Below are 16,762 nucleotides of genomic sequence, written 5' to 3' on the forward strand. Positions count from 1 at the left end.
TTTTGAAATAATCCAGCGTTAATTTGAGTTGGAGATGATTTTGTTCAATTTTTAAATCAAGCTTTTGAACAACAGTGAAATAAAAAGCGAATAATTACCCAAGAAGAATCAGACTTATTTACTGAAAATGATGAAGCTCCTGATTTTGATTTTGGATATATGGAATCGCTTGATCAAGATCAATCCAATGAAAGTATTAATAATATCGATCTCATTTCGGTGCAAAATTTTAGAAAACTTAAAACTAAAGCAATTGAATTTTATGCACATAAATATCAAATCCAAATGGATCAAATTGGATATATACCAAGTAATTTAAAAGTAGAGCAAAAAATTACTTTAACTAATCAATTGCTCAACGATCACAATGTTCAAATAATTATTGATGCACATTTTTCTCACATTTTTCAAACAAATCAGCAAACTTATCAGTATGTTGCTGATTGTTTTATTTTTGATAAAACTAGCAAAAAAATGGTGCTCTTAGGTTATTCATCTAAATCACCTTTAGAGAATTTTTATAAATTCTTTTATTTAATTAACACGGCTAAAAAAGAGCATGAAATTTTAGATGCTAGCTTGATTATTATTGATCCAGTCATCAATCAACTTCGTCAAACCCAAGCAAAAGAAATTAATTTTAGCGAGAGTTTTTCAGCTCATTTAAGCAAAAGTTTGCCACCTAGCAATATTAAGTTGAGCTGTAAAGAAAACTTTTATAAGCAAATTTTAGCTCGAACTGGTGATGGGACTTTATTTTTAGATAGTCCTTATTGAAATAAAAGATTTTATTCTTTTTATGGAGTTGCAATCAAAAAAGAATTACCTATTACAACTTTTAAAGTCCAAGAATTAGAGCATTTACCAGATGATTTAAATAATTATCATAATAATAAAACTAAACCTGATTTTAAAGTTATTTTTAGCACAGGTAAAAATTTTAAAGCAATTGAATTTGAAAATATTGATTGATATTATCAGCTGATTGCTCGAGCAGATGAAAAATATTCAAATCAATCTAATTATAGTGATATTGCATATTTTACTCAAATTGATTTTTCACTCAAAGAAAATAAACAAATCTTAGAAAATTTTATTCAAGGAAGCTTGATCATACCTCCAGTAGTTTTAAATGTAGTTTTTCTGCCAAATTTATTTATTAAAAACGAAGAAATTTTAGCACTGATTACTTATGTTTTTGGAATTGCACAATGAACTTTAAGTAAGACACTCTTTAAATCATTAGGTCTGAAATACCAAAATTATCAACACATCCAACAAACAGAACAAGTTGCTAGCGAGCTAATTAATTATTTTAATATTGCTATTTTAGATGTGATTAAAAAAATTCACATCAAGGATCAACGGATTATTTGATACGACTACGAGGGATTTTCTGATTTATTTCCCATCTTAAAAACTTCAAAGTCATATGAGCAAATTGTTTCCCAAGTTTCAATTATCGAGACAATCAATGGGACTGAAACGAACAAAGTTAATCATGTAGTTGATACCAAAAATATTACTCTTCAAGATTTAGTGCAATTAATTTTATTAATTTATGCTAATGGAGCTGATTTATTTATTGTTTATAATAAAACTTACGAAAATACTCGTAATAAAGAAATTTATAATCTCGTTGAACAAGCTATAAAAAATTCTTCTAATGAAGAATTTAGTAATTGATTCACAGAGCAAAATTTAGATTTAACCACATTTAAAGCAATGATTGATCACATTAATCTTAATACAATTGATTTATATGATTGCTTTAAATATCGTGACCTAAATAGAGCTTATCCACATTTTTGTAATGATGAAAGCTTATTTACTTTTAAAATCAAAAATAATACTATTGTTCCAAGTAATCAAGTAAAAGAGTTAAATCCACAATTAAAATATAAAACTTTAATATTTTTAGATCAACTTATGCTTCAAGGATCAATTAAAAAAGTTGAAAAGTTTATCACTCATAATAAGCTAGAACTTAAAACATTAATTATCCCTTATACTGAATTAGTGATTCAAAAAGGAACAATGGCTATGAATGAAGCCATTTTACGTTATCATGGATATACTGGTCAATCACAATGAACTTGTATTAAAGGTGAATTGGAAAAATATTGTGAAAATGATGTTCGTGCTATGATTATGGTTTATGAGTTTATTATGCAAGCCATTCGAAGTGTATTTCCAATAATTGATCAATACGAATATCAAATCGCTCATCAAGATTTTGAGTACAATATAATAAATAAGCAATTAACAATATCAAGGAACAACAATGAATAAAGAGCAATTTAAACAAAGATTAATCCAATACATGGAACTTGAAGCTATGTCTCGCTTTGAAGAACCAGTGGTTAATGCACTCAAACAAAATGTGAATTCAAGTGTTTTTGAATTTACACGTGATAATTTTGGTTCACTAATTATGCATAAAAAGAGCAAAAATCCTAACGCACCTAAAGTCATGATTGCTGCTCATATGGATGAGATAGGATATTTAGTCCGTGAAATTGATAAACAAGGGCAATTATTGCTCTCGCCAGTAGGCGGAATATGACCAAGTGTAGTCATTGGGACTAAAGCAAAATTAATCAACTCACTTAATGAAGAATTTTTAGGTGTCTTTGGGCACACATCAATTCACATTCTTGAACCAGAAAAAGTGTCTAAAGCCATCACTAATAATGAAATATACGCTGATTTTGGATTTAAAAATCGTCAAGAAGCTCTTGAAAACAATGTCCAAGTCGGTGATCGAGTATATATTTCAGGTGAAACCGTTTTGTTCAAAAATGAGGATTTGATCGGTGGAAAAGCCATGGATAATCGTGCCGGAGTTACTGTACTTGATTATGTTGCATCACAAGTAGCCAATTTAGATTTGGATGTGGATTTATATTTAGTAGGAACTGTTCAAGAAGAAGTAGGGACTCGTGGAGCCAAAACTTCAGTAAGTTTAATTAATCCACAAGTAGCTATCGCACTTGATACTACTAGTTCACACGATACAATCGGAACAATTTCTGGAACAACACGTTTATTTGCCGGAGCAGCATTAAGAATCAAAGATGGTGGGACCTTAATGGACCCAAAGTTAGTGCAATTTGTTTATAATACGGCACAAAAATACTCAATCCCAGCTTATAAATTTGTTGCCATGGGTGGTGGAACTGATGCTCATGAGCTTCAATATGCTCGTGGGGGAGCCGCTACATTAACCATTTCACTTCCACAAAGATACTTACACAGTCCAATTGGAGTATGCTCAATTTCAGACTTAATGGCAGCTGGAAATTTACTGGTAAAATTTTTACAAGACTTTTCACAACAAGAATACATCAAGATGGAATATAAGTAGTTTAGTATTAATGTGCTAAAATTAAAACAATAAATATTAAATTTATAAAGGAACAAATATGGTTGAATTAAGTACCGGTGGTTTAGTAGGAATGATAATTGGAATAGTAATTGGTGTTGCTTTAATCACTGCTCTAATTACCTTTCTATTAGCACGTAAAATGTTTGAAAAGCAAATTAAAGAAAATCCACCCGTATCAGAAAAAATGATTCGTGTTATGTTCAAACAAATGGGACGCACCGCTTCAGAAACTCAAATTAGACAAATCATGCGTTCAATGCAAAACGCTAAGTATCAAAAAGATAAATAATTAACAAGCAGGTTGTAATGAACAATATTAAAGGCTGATTTAAAAAAAGTTGATTCACCCGTCCTTTTGATGAAATTAGCAAGTTCAAAAAAAATACATCAAAACTCAAATACTTGTTATTTGTGTATTTTTTGGTCGTGATTATTTCAGCATTAATGCTATGAAGTCCAATTGCTCAAAATCTAGTTGATCCAGTCACTAAAGTTGAAAATGTTCCTTTATCTTTTGTTGATGCATTGTTCACAGCTTCAAGTGCTTTTAGCGATACTGGGTTAACTGTTAAGGCTACTTATTCACAATTTAATATTTTTGGTCAGTTTTTGCTAGCTATATTAATTTTTAGCGGCGGTATTGGAATTTTTGCCATTAAATTATTTGTTTTTAACTTCATTTTTCGACGTAAAAATATCTCTCTGAGTGATGCAAATTTAGTTCAATCTGAACGGGGCGGAAACGATTCATCAAAGGTGATTAATTTAGTGATTGCTTCAGTGAAATTTTTAGTTGTTATCACCATTACCTTTGGCTTTTTACTTTCAATTTACTTTTATTATGCCAATGATAATGCCACTACACCAGGAATAGCTGTTTATTTAAAAGAACAAAATCCTGCACTTGTTCACGCTGATCATTATGCTGGTTTTCAATCACCAAGAGGGAATTGATCACTTGCGTTTCGCTTTGGTTTTTTTCACACAGTTTCAGCTATTAACAATGCTGGTTTTGATATTATTTCAAACGTATCATTAATGCCTTATTATAATGATTATTTTTTACAAATTTGTTTTATCATTCTTTTTATCATTGGTGGTTTAGGGTATCCAGTTTTGTATGATATTTATGGTTGATTTAAACATAAAATTAGCAAAAATACCAAACCATACAACTTTACTTTATTTTCAAAACTCTCACTTATTATTTACTTTCTCGTTTTTGTTGTTGGTTTTTCGACTTCGTTAATTTTTGAAACGCTCTCTAAAGATTACAATACTATTTGAAATAAATATTATGTTTCTGATCATCAAACCAATGCTTACCGACTTTATATTGCTAATAATTCACAATTTGTCACACCGTGAAAGGATCCAGACGGAAATGAAATAGCACCAGCAAAACTAGTTGGTTATCAAGTTATTATTAATAATATTAAAGCTAACGGCCCAATGTATGGTAATACATTTCAAAAAATCTTTGCCATTTTATTTATCAGTCTCTCAACCCGAAGTGCTGGATTTTATACTGCTTTATTATCTGATTTTACCTTTAATAGTTATATTACATATTCCATTATGATGTTCATTGGAGCAGCTCCTTCAAGTACTGGTGGAGGAATTCGTACCACAACTTTTGCATTAGTTATTTTAACGCTTTTTGCCACATTTAAAGGCGATTCAAAAATTCGTTTATTTGGTCGTTCAATTAATAAGGATAATTGTTTTAATGCACTAAAAGTGTTCATCATTAGTTTATTTTTAATTATTCTTGCCACTATTATTTGCGTGACTTCTTTTGATGTGTATAGTAAAAATGGAGCAACCACTTCAGGAACCTTAACTGATCAAAGTGGATTTAGAAATGTAACACAAAATTATCGTCTTGAGCAAATTGTTTTTGAAATTTGTAGTGCTTTCGGAACAACTGGACTTTCACTTGGAATTACCCCAGTTCTTAATGATGGTTCAAAAATTACACTTACCATTGTTATGTTCATTGGACAATTTGGAGTGAGCTCGTTAATGTTTGTGTGAAAACGGAAAAAAAGATACAATAGATATTATGAATACATCGAAGAAGATGTTGCGATTGGATAAAAATTATGGGAATTAAGTATAAAAATGATATTGCAGTGATAGGTACTGGTCGCTTTGGGCGAGCTGTAATTGATCAATTAATTACAATGAATAAAAGTGTCCTAGTTATTGATAAAGATGAAGAATCAGCTCGTAATTTTGTCGACGATGTTCAAAGAGTAGTTATTGCTGATGCTGCTGAAATTAAGGCACTCAAAGGAATTGGAATTGAAAATATTGAAACAGTAGTAGTGGCTGTTTCAGATAATATTGAAATTGTAGCTGCTTTACAAGAACAAGGAGTTAAAAATTTAATTGTGAGAGCCATTAACGAACGCCATGCTCGGGTACTGAATCAAATTGGGGTTAATATAATCATTCGTCCTGAGCATGAAGCCGGAATTAGAACCGCTTTAATCGCTGGGAATAGACATTTTATTGATTATAGTGCTAATTTAAAAGAATTAGGTGATAACTTTGTGCTTGGAACCACCAAAGTCATAAGCGAAAATTTTAGCGATAAAAAAATTCGCGACCTGAACTTTAATAACTTTGGTGTAACCATTGTATTGATTAAACGTGGTGCAGTAACCATTCGTCCACAAGGAGATACTGAGCTTAAACGTGAAGATTTAGTTACTATTATTGGTGAAATTGCTGATGTTACTCACATTTTTAAACTTCTTAACACCAGTGAAATTATTTAATTTTTTAGCAAATGGTAATTAATTTGACAAGTTTCAAAACGAAGGGAATTTGGTGTTCCCTTCGTTTTTATTGTATAATTGTATTACTTTTACTCACATAATATAAAAAGGAAAAAATCAATATGGGCAAAAAATGACGATTAATAACCCCTTTATTAAGCTTTAGTTCAATTATTTCGGCTTCGTGTACCAACACAAACCAAACTTCAGCACCCAGCCTTAGCACCCAGCCTGAAAAAACTCCTAAAGAAGACAAGGTTATGCAACCTAATCTAGATCAAGTTTCTCAAGAAAGTACTCAAACTCTTAGTTTTGAAAAGTTTAACAATGAGATTCTTGAATCAGCTCAAAATGAACATCCAAGTGTATTTATTTCACGCAACGCATCACAATTTTTTATAAGTAGTTTTATTGCAATGGTTGCTCAGTTACAATTAATAAAACACCAAACTGAGAAAAAACCTTATAATGATATCATCTATCTCATTGATTCTGATGTCAATTCATATGCTAAAACACTTAAAAATGAAGATCAAAGATTCAATTTTGCTCCATTACTAGAAAAATATGGTGATGCTGCTCTAAAAGATTATGAACAAAAATATAATCTTGGATTTGGGAAATTACTACTACTTGATAATACTAAATATTTAGAAGATTATCGATTTACTAATTATTCAATTTTCCCACGAAAAGTTGAAGAATTCCAAGCATATTTAAAACCTTATTTAGACGCTGGAGTTAAACTTTTTGATTTTTACATTCCTGATATTTCTTATACTGCTCTTGATTCTAAAGCCCGTAATTTCATGCTTGAACACGCAAATAAAATTGTTATTTTAAGCGATGGAAACGCCCAACCTTACAGTTTTATTAATAATAATTACATTAAATGAGTTAAAAATCAAACTAAGCATTATAATAAAGAGCAACTTTTACAAGCATGAGATAGTTTAAAAACTGATAACCCAATGAAAATTGATTATCATTACTTTTATCCACTCGAAGAAAAGTTTAAAATTTACAATTTATCAGGGAAATATTCAAATAGTTTTAATCAGGATTTGATTAAAAATGGATTTGATTGAGCCAAAATTAATGTTTATGATTATCCACTTAATTATCAAAACGTGACTAAGGAATTAACCCAATTAGATGAACAAGAGTTTTTAAACGATTATAATAAATTAGTTAATTTAAGCAGTAAAAAACTTGATGATTTGATCATTCACGGGAAAGAAAACTTTAGTAAAAGCAAGAAAAATCTTGTCTTTATTGGATCAAGTTTATTTAGACAAGATAAAGGTGGACCATGAAGAATTATCGCTGATGTCCAATCGCAGAAAGAACTGCACGCTTATTTTGCTAAGATTTTAGAGTTATATCCACCAGAACAATATAACTATTTCTATAAGCTCCATCCAGTGTACAAAGGAGCTCAAGCTATTGAATATATAAAGCATTTTACTAATGGACACGAAGATAAAGCTATTATCTTAGATCCATCAGTATCCTGAGAAAATATGCTCGCTCTTGATATGCAAGGAATTGCCAGCGGAGATTCGATTTTGTTTAATAAAGATGATTTTATCAGCGGAAAAGCCAAAACTAAACTCTTTGGAATTCAACCAACTTCAACAACATTATTAGCTACTTTAGTCATGCTTCAAGGATTTTTTAAAATAAATTTAGAGCAAGCTCTCTTATTTGTTGATCCTAATAATTTTCCAATTTCTGATACTTTTAATATTATTAAAAGAGACTTTCACTACTTTGGAGACCAAGGTCAAAAAGCTAATCGAAAAGAACTTTATAATGTCTATAAGTACTTTATTGATCCCGGATTATTTCCTGCTTTGGAAAAATTTCCGCCAATGAGTGAATTTTTAATGAAAACTCGATCTGAACTTAATCAAGACTAAAATATTCATTTTTTGAACGAATAATATTGTTTTTGAATCATATAGAACTTCAATGACAAGTTTTATATACCGTAAATTTATTTAAAATTTACAAAAATCGCCCCTGAATGTCAAACTTCCTTGACATATATTAGATGGAAGAAAGTGATAAAATATAAAAAAACTCATTAGTATAGTAAATACTAATTTTAGTTTTTAATACAAAATATTTTTTGAGGTAAATTTTATGAGGAATTCTAAAAAAACTTTAACTGCTTTAGGTATAGCCGGCGGTATTGCGTCAGGCACAGCTCTTATTTCGGTGGGAGTGTTGTTATCGTTGCACAACTCATTTAAACCGGAGCGGAAACAAACCTATTTTTTTAAAGAACTTCAACAACAAGTAATTGAAACTTCAAAAGCATTAGATTCAGTTCCAAAAGCTAATTTAAACAATCAATTGGTTCAAGAGCTTAAATCAGAGATTGCTTTTGCTAATCAATTATTATCTAACGAAGATTCTTCAATTGCTTTAATGCTTGAGCAAAGAAATAAACTTAAACAATTAACACCCAAAACCTTGCTTAGTGTCACAACTGATAGAGCCGAAATAAAAACCTTAATTAATGAGTATTATTCTTTGGTTAAAGCTGTTGATTTTCAAAGTGAAGCAAAAGATGCTAAAGACAAAGTTTTAAGTGCTCTTGAAACTTCAACCGATAAGCAAAATACATTAAATTCTTTTTATAATTTCATTGACCCATTAATTGAACGATCAAATCAATTTTCCTTTGAGTTAGAAACTAAAATTTGAACCAATCACGAACAATTAATCAAGCAAGGATCAACCCTATTTAGTGCTCAAGAAAAAAGCGCACTCTTCTCAACTATTGAACAAATTCTTAATTTACTCAACCAACCTGAATATTCGCGTGATGCAGTACTAGAGTATGAAAAAGTTTATGATCAAATGGTGGCTAAATTGAGCTCAAACAAAGCCCAAGAAAATAAAAATCTTAATAACTTTTTAGAAAATGTAATTAGAGTACGGAACGAGATTAGCATTCTTAATTTAAGCGATTCACTCAAAGACAACTTTCTAAAACGTATTGACGATTACAAAAACATTGCTTTAAATCCAGTTCCAAAATTAGCAATAACTAAAGCTGATGAAATTGTTTATTTAAACGATTTAGTCAACAATCAACTTAAGACTTTAATCGCTGAAAATCCAGATAAAAACAAGCTAGTACAAACATTAACTAACGATTTAGATAACCTACGTTCGTCTCAAATTGAAAATTCAATTGCTCAAATAGTTCAAATGCAAATTGATAAAATACAGCACAATCCACAGGAAAATGAAATTGATCTTTTAAATAGCATTGCTCAAGCTACTAATTTATCAAGTACTATTAAAAACCTTGAAAATTTAATCAAAACTATTAAATCAAGAATTAGCGAGTATTTAGCTCAGAAAAATCTTAATTCAAATGATGCTAGTTCTTTCGAAAAAACACTTAGCGAGATTATTGGTTCAAACTTTGATAATATTAATGAATATTTAAGTAAACTTAACGATTTATACAATGACATTTATGATAATGTCCTTTTAGGTTTGGTCTTTAAAAATTCACTCAAAGCACTCAATAATCAGATTTTAGAAGCACAAAACAAAGGAAGAGATGTTAACAAGAATGTCCTCGCTAGAATGTCCTCTAAACTCTTATCATTACTTAATTCTAATCCATCAGTTAAAGAACTTAACGATGCACTCAGGGAACAAAGTAACGCATTAAGAGAAATTAACCGTGCTGAATTGAAGAGCTGATTCAAAGCATCTAATTCAATTCTTGAAGCTGAAAATGCAATCAGTGTTGATGTTAAAGATAAATTAACCTTTTTAAATTCCCAAGCTGCTCCATTAATTGCTAATAATTCTACTGCGATTAGAGAAGAATTACAAAGTTTAATTAGACAATATCGTTCAGAGTTAGAAAAAGCCAACATCAGCGATGGGTTGCAAAAAACCCTAAGCGAATTTAGTAGTACCAAAGATGCCCTTTTTGGTGTTTTTAGTTTAACTGATGGCAAAATTAATTCACCATTTGGAAATAAACTATTTACTGAAACTCAAGAACTCAAAAAGCAAGCTGAAATTACTGCACAAAATCCTAATTTAACCCCTTTAGAAAAAGAAACTAGATTTACTCAAATTCAAACTCAGTTTAAAAATATTGCCCAAAATGCCGAAAACTTTGATAATTTAGAGCAAGCAGTTAGTGCAGGTGAGAAAACCATTCAATCTTCAGCGGGGAAAAATGCTGAACAAACCTTTTTAGAAACTGAAACCTTACAAATTAATCAAGTTAAAACTAAAATTTTAGATGCGTTAAATAATGCTGGAAACATTTCTGATCTAGGCACTTTGCTTAATCAAATGAACGAGGCTATTTCAGATTACAAAACTAAGCAAGCTGAATATCAATCAAAACAAGCACTCCAAGATAATTTTAATGAAATTAATCAAATCTTTGCTCCATATTCTTTAAATGGAGCTCCCACCCCAGTACAAAAGAAAATTCTTAATAAATTAAGTGAGTATCAAGGTCAATTATCAAACACTAGCATTACCAATGAACAAAGAGCCCAAATTAATAGTAATATTGCTAAGTTAATGGGGGCAGTGCTATCAGCTAAAGATTTAGAAGTGAAAAATAATGCACTCAAAGCTCTTATTGATGATACTGAAAGCACAGATTATGGAACCTTTAAACCACAAGACGAATATAACAAAGCTAAAGCATTAAATAGTTCTGTAAACACTTATTTAACAACTTTATTTAACCCTAACTTTGATAAAAACGAAATTAATACTAAAGTTAATGAACTAGAAAACCAATACAAAGCTCTTGGACTATCAATATCAATTGCCTTGTTAAGAAAAACTAATGATCAAATTCAAGATAATCGGATTAATACTGCAAATTTAAGAAGTACATCTCCATACAGTGAAATTAATACATCAATTGAAAGTATTAATACATTAACTAATGATTTAATCAATACACCAAACAAAACTCAAGCTCAAGTTGACGAACTTGAAAATAAGATTAAAAAATATCTTAAATTAGCCAAAGCCCTTAACAAAAGTGCTACTAAATTAGGATTGATTACTCAAACAGATAATCCGATTACATACCAAGCTCTTAAAGATTCAATCATCAATAAACCAAGTAGCGGAACAGCTAATGAGCCAACCAATACTCTTATTCATTATGGCGATTCAGTTTCAGTAATTGATTTTAAAACTCGGATCTTAACGGATGAACTCGATAAAACTGAGACTCGTTTAAATGGCGAAGGAGCCATTAAAACACTGCAAGCTGTTTATACTCAAAATGAGCAAAATCAAGCAATTTTTGATGATGCCATTGCTGCTTTTAACACTAAGATTGCTGATTATAAAACTAGATTAGCTGAATTTTACAGTTCTAAATCAAACTTAGGTACTCTAGTTGATGATATTAAATTCTTTACCGCTAGAGAACAAACTATCAAGCATGACATCCAAAAAGCTTGAGATGATGTAATTGCACTCAAAACCAATATGGAAACTGAGTATAATGCTCGCAAAATGGCTGATGGATTGACTAATATTCCAAAAACTATGGCAATTTTTACCGAGTTTGAAACCTTGAAAAATGCAACTGACACAAACGGCAAAAAGACCACTCTAACCAATCAACTTCAAGCTAATCTTGATCTTTTACCATTAGCTTATGCCCAAGATTTATTCAGTAAATCATCAGCTGAGCTTAATGGTAAACTTAACCCATTGAGCAATTATTCAAACGAAGTACAAACTAACTATAGCAATAATTGAAAGACTGCTATTACCCATTGAAATGAAGCAATTAAAAATACTGTTAATAGTTATACTGATTTACGGGACCAAGTTCAAATTAAAAAAGATTATCAAAAAATTTCTGCACTTAGCTCACTAATTGCCCAGTTAAATGTCATCTTTACTTATTTTGATAAAAATTCAAAAACCTCACCAAACCAAAAAAATTATCAAGTGCTTCAAGCAATAGCAAAAAATGCAAGCTTTTTTACAAAAATTAATAGTGCAAATTCTTATTCAAGTCTTGACACTAGTGCACTTTACGCACAAACACCTGAAAGTATTGTTGTACTGAGAAACGAGCTTAGAGATCTTTATTTTGACGCCATTTCACTCGAAGACGCTAAAGCAAGTCAAGATGAAAAAATTAATAATTACAAAACAGCAATTGATACTAAACTAGCTCCTTTAACTGATCTTGATCCGGCTTTAAAAATTCAAATTGATAATAAATTAAACGAGCTTAAAAATCAGGTTAATAGCGTTACTAATAAAAGCGATTTAATTGCAATTGATAATGCTCTAAGTGCTATCCAATTTAAGGAAGAAAACCTCAAACAACTAGCAACTACAGTTAAAAGAGCTAAAGATTTAGCAACCACTAATAATACTCAATCCTCAGCAGGAAAACAATCAATTCTCCAAGAAATACAAACTGCCTATAATGCTTATGAAAATGATTATTTAAGTATTGATTCAGTTGAATTAATTGCTAAAGAGAAACAACTTGAAGATAAGATTACTTTATTTACAAAATTTACTCAAGTTTACGATCAAGTAACAAATGATAAAAATGGTATTTCCGCTCAATATGTAAACGGAACTGGAACCCATGGAACTGGTTCAGACGGTATGAGCAAAATGCGTAATTATTATGATAGTTTAACTAATAATTTAGACACAGCACCAATAAATCAAAATAAATTATTTACCGTATCAAATACTTTAGCTGCTCTGAAAAAATTAATCGCATTACAAGAAGAAAAAATCCATACTCAAAATCAAGTCTTGCAAGATAATAGCTATAACAATTTTGCTTATAAAACTGGTGCAACCAATGCAAATTATGGATTTACCACTGATGCTCAACATCTTGCTGACGAAATTTTAAAAAGCATTCCAACAACTAACCAAAGTGCCACTGATATTGAAACCACTTTATACCCAACTTTGGTCAATTCTTTTGAAAATGTTTATCAACTATACCAAGCTCGGAAACGTGCACTTGACTTTATTTATAAAAACGTAGCAAATGCCAGTGATAATGGAATCAAAACCCAGCAAGTTGATCAATTAAACACTCAAGGAAATGCTAATTTAGACCCGCAATATCAAAATTTAAAAACAAAAGCTGATGACTTTTTCCATGCTCAAGCAGAAAACATTAAAAATGCCACTGATATTGCTGGGATTGACCAAGCCATTTTACAAGTAGTTGAATTTAATGTTTTCTTTAATAAGTACAAGAAAATTGCTGAGTTAGTAGCTATTGCTAAGGCCGAAAAAACTAGTGTTCAAAGTATGAATGCCAATATTAGTTCAAATGCCAATGTAACTGGCTCTCTAGCTAAACTTGACGATGAAATCAATAAAGGTGAATCGTATTTTTACACTCAAAAAGACAATGCCTTGCTTGATAGCAATATTTTCTTCCTAGATACATATGTTGCTCGGGTAAAATTAGCAATTTTAGCCGCTCAAAAAATTGGTGAAGTTGAAGATTTTAGTACAAATTCAGCCGATACCGAATATTTAACTGCTAATGCAAAAATACCACTTAAAAGCATTATCAATAGTGTTTTTACTGATTTAAACAATAATTCAAATCTTGAGACTAAAGAAAACTATGATATTTTAAAAGAAAAATACATCACCGGATCATCGAATAGTTCATTCAACATTGCCTTTGTTAACTCAAAAATTCTTCAAGCCAATATTCATAAAGCTCAAGAATATTTAGATAAATACAAAACTCAATTACAAACTAATTCAAACTATGAACCGTCAAATATTAGGGATTTATATACAGCTCTTGAAGCTAAAATCACTCAAGCTACAGAAAAGTTAAACAACACTAATCATAATGAAGGTGACAAACTAAGACTCGCTAATGAACTTTATAATTCAAATAATGGTGCTTTAGATGATATTTTAAAAGCTGAAACAATCAAAGCCAAATCTATTTTTAATGCTCATTCAGAGTTAAATCGCTATTTAAGTTTAAATTATACAGATCCAAATAATACTCCTAAGTTACCGGATTATGAAAGTATAGCTCTTGATTCAATTAAAAATATTGATATTTATACTGCTGAAAAATTGTTCAATTTCAACACTGCCTTACAAAATGCTCAAACTAAATACGATGATCAAAGATTAAAAATCTTTAATTGAGAAGCTCATCGTTATAACTCATATAAAGATAAATTCAATCAATTCTATGATTTTTTAAGTGTTCCAATGACTAATAATGTTAGTCAAGATTTTATTTTAAAAACAACTGGAATCACTCAAGCTGAACTCAACCAATTTAACAATGCAATTCATCCACAAGCTTCAGATAATAAACATACCAATGCATCAACTTATGCTGCTCGTTTAAGTCAATCAGATGATGCTAATAAAGCTTGATTAAAAACTTTTACTAATAATAGTGTACTTGAGACACTTTCAAGTGTGGCTAATGAATTTTTAGGTTACTATCAAAATTTAATTTCCATTAAAGCCATTCCAAATCTTTTACTCGGAATTAGCAATCACCAAAGAATTGATGATCAATTGATTGATGATAATGCAGTACACAATGTTCGTTATACTTTAAATCAAACAGCTTCAATTACCCAAGAATTAACCAGCCGGATTAATGCATATTTACAGGCAATGGATCCAATCACAAATACCACTTCAACTCAAGTGCGTGATGAAAATGATGAATCGAATCTATCATTCACAAATCCAACTGAACAAAGTGTTGTAAAAGCACGTACTGATTACTTTAACAATTTCAAAACCGCAGTTGTCGCGATTGCTCAAGCTAAACAAGAACTTGAAAAAATCGTTTTTGGAACTAATACTTCAGACCAAGATACTCTCCAAAAAGTTCTGGCTAAATTTATTGATGGAGTTACTGGATTTGACGGAAGATCAAATATTCATAATATTTTAAAATACATTGCAAGTTCTGATCAAAATGATCCAAATATTGCCACAAACGCTGATAAATTTCTTCAGGTAAAAAATGAATATGCTAAAATTGCCAATCCTTCAATAGAAACTGAACAATCAGTGGCCAATCTAGATAAAAATAGTGCAAGTGATTTTGATATTTATAGCACTATTACCAAAGGATTTGACACAGCATTTCAATTATTTGAATGAGTAACTGATACTAACAATACTGATTTATTCTTTGACTTTTTAACTCAAAGCGTTAATGGAATTATTAATTATGCTAACATCATTCCAAAAGAAAATACTACAGTAGAAAAATTTCAACAAACTCTTGATAATAATGCTCTTAACGAAGAAATGATCACTATTGACGGAACTAGTTATAAAGCTAAAAAAATTAATACACAAATTAATGCTCAAGGTGGCGGATTAATTGGAGATTTATTTGATAAATTCAACATTTTCAAAGGAGCTGAACACTTCTTTAATACAGATAATGTCGAATTATTTGTTTATAAATCAGCAACTGATACAAATGCTCAATACCTCAGATCACGTTTAACTTCAGACCCTTCAATTAAACGTGGATTTGTCAATTTTTACTTTAGATTTAATAAACCGGCATCTTTAACTCAAGCTGATAGTGCTTTTGGAACTGTAGCGAATTTTGGGATTAAGTTTGAAAATGTCGGAATTTCATTCCATACTTTAGATACCCTTGTGATTGATAAAGGAAATATTCAAAACACAAATACATTAACTACCACACTATTTACTGCCGAAGAAGCTGGATGAAATAATCTGCAAGCTCCAGCAAGACTTTTCGGAGCCTTTAATAAATATTCGGCTCTAAAATTACTTCATGATGATAAATACTTCTTTACCGAATCTGTAGATGATCCGATCGATGCACCTGCATCAGCAAGCTCAGATTCTTCGCCTGATTTCAGAATTAAAGTTAAACTAACTAGTGCATATAAAGGTTATACTCAAGTCGGAAACACTATTTACTGAAAAACTTTAAGCCCTAATTTTGTTGATGATAAAGGACTAGGGCGTCAAAACACTAATTATTTGATTAATATAATTAGCTCTGCAAACAATAATACATTTCAATGACGTCAAAATTACTTATACTCACTAGTTTCAAATAAAGATACAAATAAAAATCTACTTTTTTTACCAATTGTTATTGGAATTCCGGTTGTTGATGCTCAAAATAATCCAGCTTTAATGGTTATTTCATGACAAATTCTCAACCGTTTTGACAAAACTCCAACCACAGCAACTCAAAATATTTCGCTTGGTGATCCTGATGTATTGAGATACGTTTACTTTTTTAAACAAAGCACAACTGGTAAAACACCCGGACAACCGACAGCAACTCTACCAAGCTTTTATGAATATATAATGAATAAAATCCGCTTTAGAGATTTTGTGGGACTAACCTTTGAAGATTTACGTAATTCTTCTTTATGAAATAAAGATAATAAAATCGAAAAAGACACTACAAATTCAGGAAAAGGTGGAGTTGGATATGACGATTTCTTTAATGCAATTGGACAAAATGGAAAATTTGATATTCGATTAAAACTACATTAGAAAAGGA

At 30.4% G+C, this 16,762-nt stretch carries 7 protein-coding genes; all 7 read left to right on the forward strand.

Annotated features, from left to right (window positions below; all coding sequences use genetic code 4):
* Positions 1–114: 114 nt before the first annotated feature.
* Positions 115–2,292 carry a UU173 family protein gene (locus tag NPA11_RS01550; protein ID WP_373457156.1) on the forward strand — a complete coding sequence of 726 codons (2,178 nt, stop codon included), beginning with the start codon at positions 115–117 and terminating at the stop codon, positions 2,290–2,292.
* Positions 2,285–3,367, forward strand: coding sequence for a M42 family metallopeptidase (locus NPA11_RS01555; RefSeq protein ID WP_257043892.1), 1,083 nt, complete (start codon positions 2,285–2,287; stop codon positions 3,365–3,367). Before NPA11_RS01550 ends, NPA11_RS01555 begins: the two co-directional genes overlap by 8 nt.
* A gap of 58 nt (positions 3,368–3,425) precedes the next feature.
* Positions 3,426–3,677: a YneF family protein gene (locus NPA11_RS01560; RefSeq protein ID WP_257043893.1), complete on the forward strand. Its 252-nt coding sequence runs from the start codon at positions 3,426–3,428 to the stop codon at positions 3,675–3,677.
* A 17-nt stretch (positions 3,678–3,694) separates the two neighbouring features.
* Positions 3,695–5,488, forward strand: coding sequence for a TrkH family potassium uptake protein (locus tag NPA11_RS01565; RefSeq protein WP_257043894.1), 1,794 nt, complete (start codon positions 3,695–3,697; stop codon positions 5,486–5,488).
* 5 nt (positions 5,489–5,493) lie between these two features.
* Positions 5,494–6,174: a TrkA family potassium uptake protein gene (locus tag NPA11_RS01570; RefSeq protein WP_257043895.1), complete on the forward strand. Its 681-nt coding sequence runs from the start codon at positions 5,494–5,496 to the stop codon at positions 6,172–6,174.
* 122 nt (positions 6,175–6,296) lie between these two features.
* Positions 6,297–8,096 carry a hypothetical protein gene (locus tag NPA11_RS01575; protein WP_257043896.1) on the forward strand — a complete coding sequence of 600 codons (1,800 nt, stop codon included), beginning with the start codon at positions 6,297–6,299 and terminating at the stop codon, positions 8,094–8,096.
* Between the two features lie 226 nt (positions 8,097–8,322).
* Positions 8,323–16,755, forward strand: coding sequence for a hypothetical protein (locus NPA11_RS01580; RefSeq protein WP_257043897.1), 8,433 nt, complete (start codon positions 8,323–8,325; stop codon positions 16,753–16,755).
* The last annotated feature ends 7 nt before the right edge of the window (positions 16,756–16,762 follow it).

The organism is Mycoplasma sp. 1578d (genome assembly GCF_024582695.1).
In the GTDB taxonomy this organism is placed as follows: Bacteria; Bacillota_I; Bacilli_A; order Mycoplasmatales; family Metamycoplasmataceae; genus Mycoplasmopsis.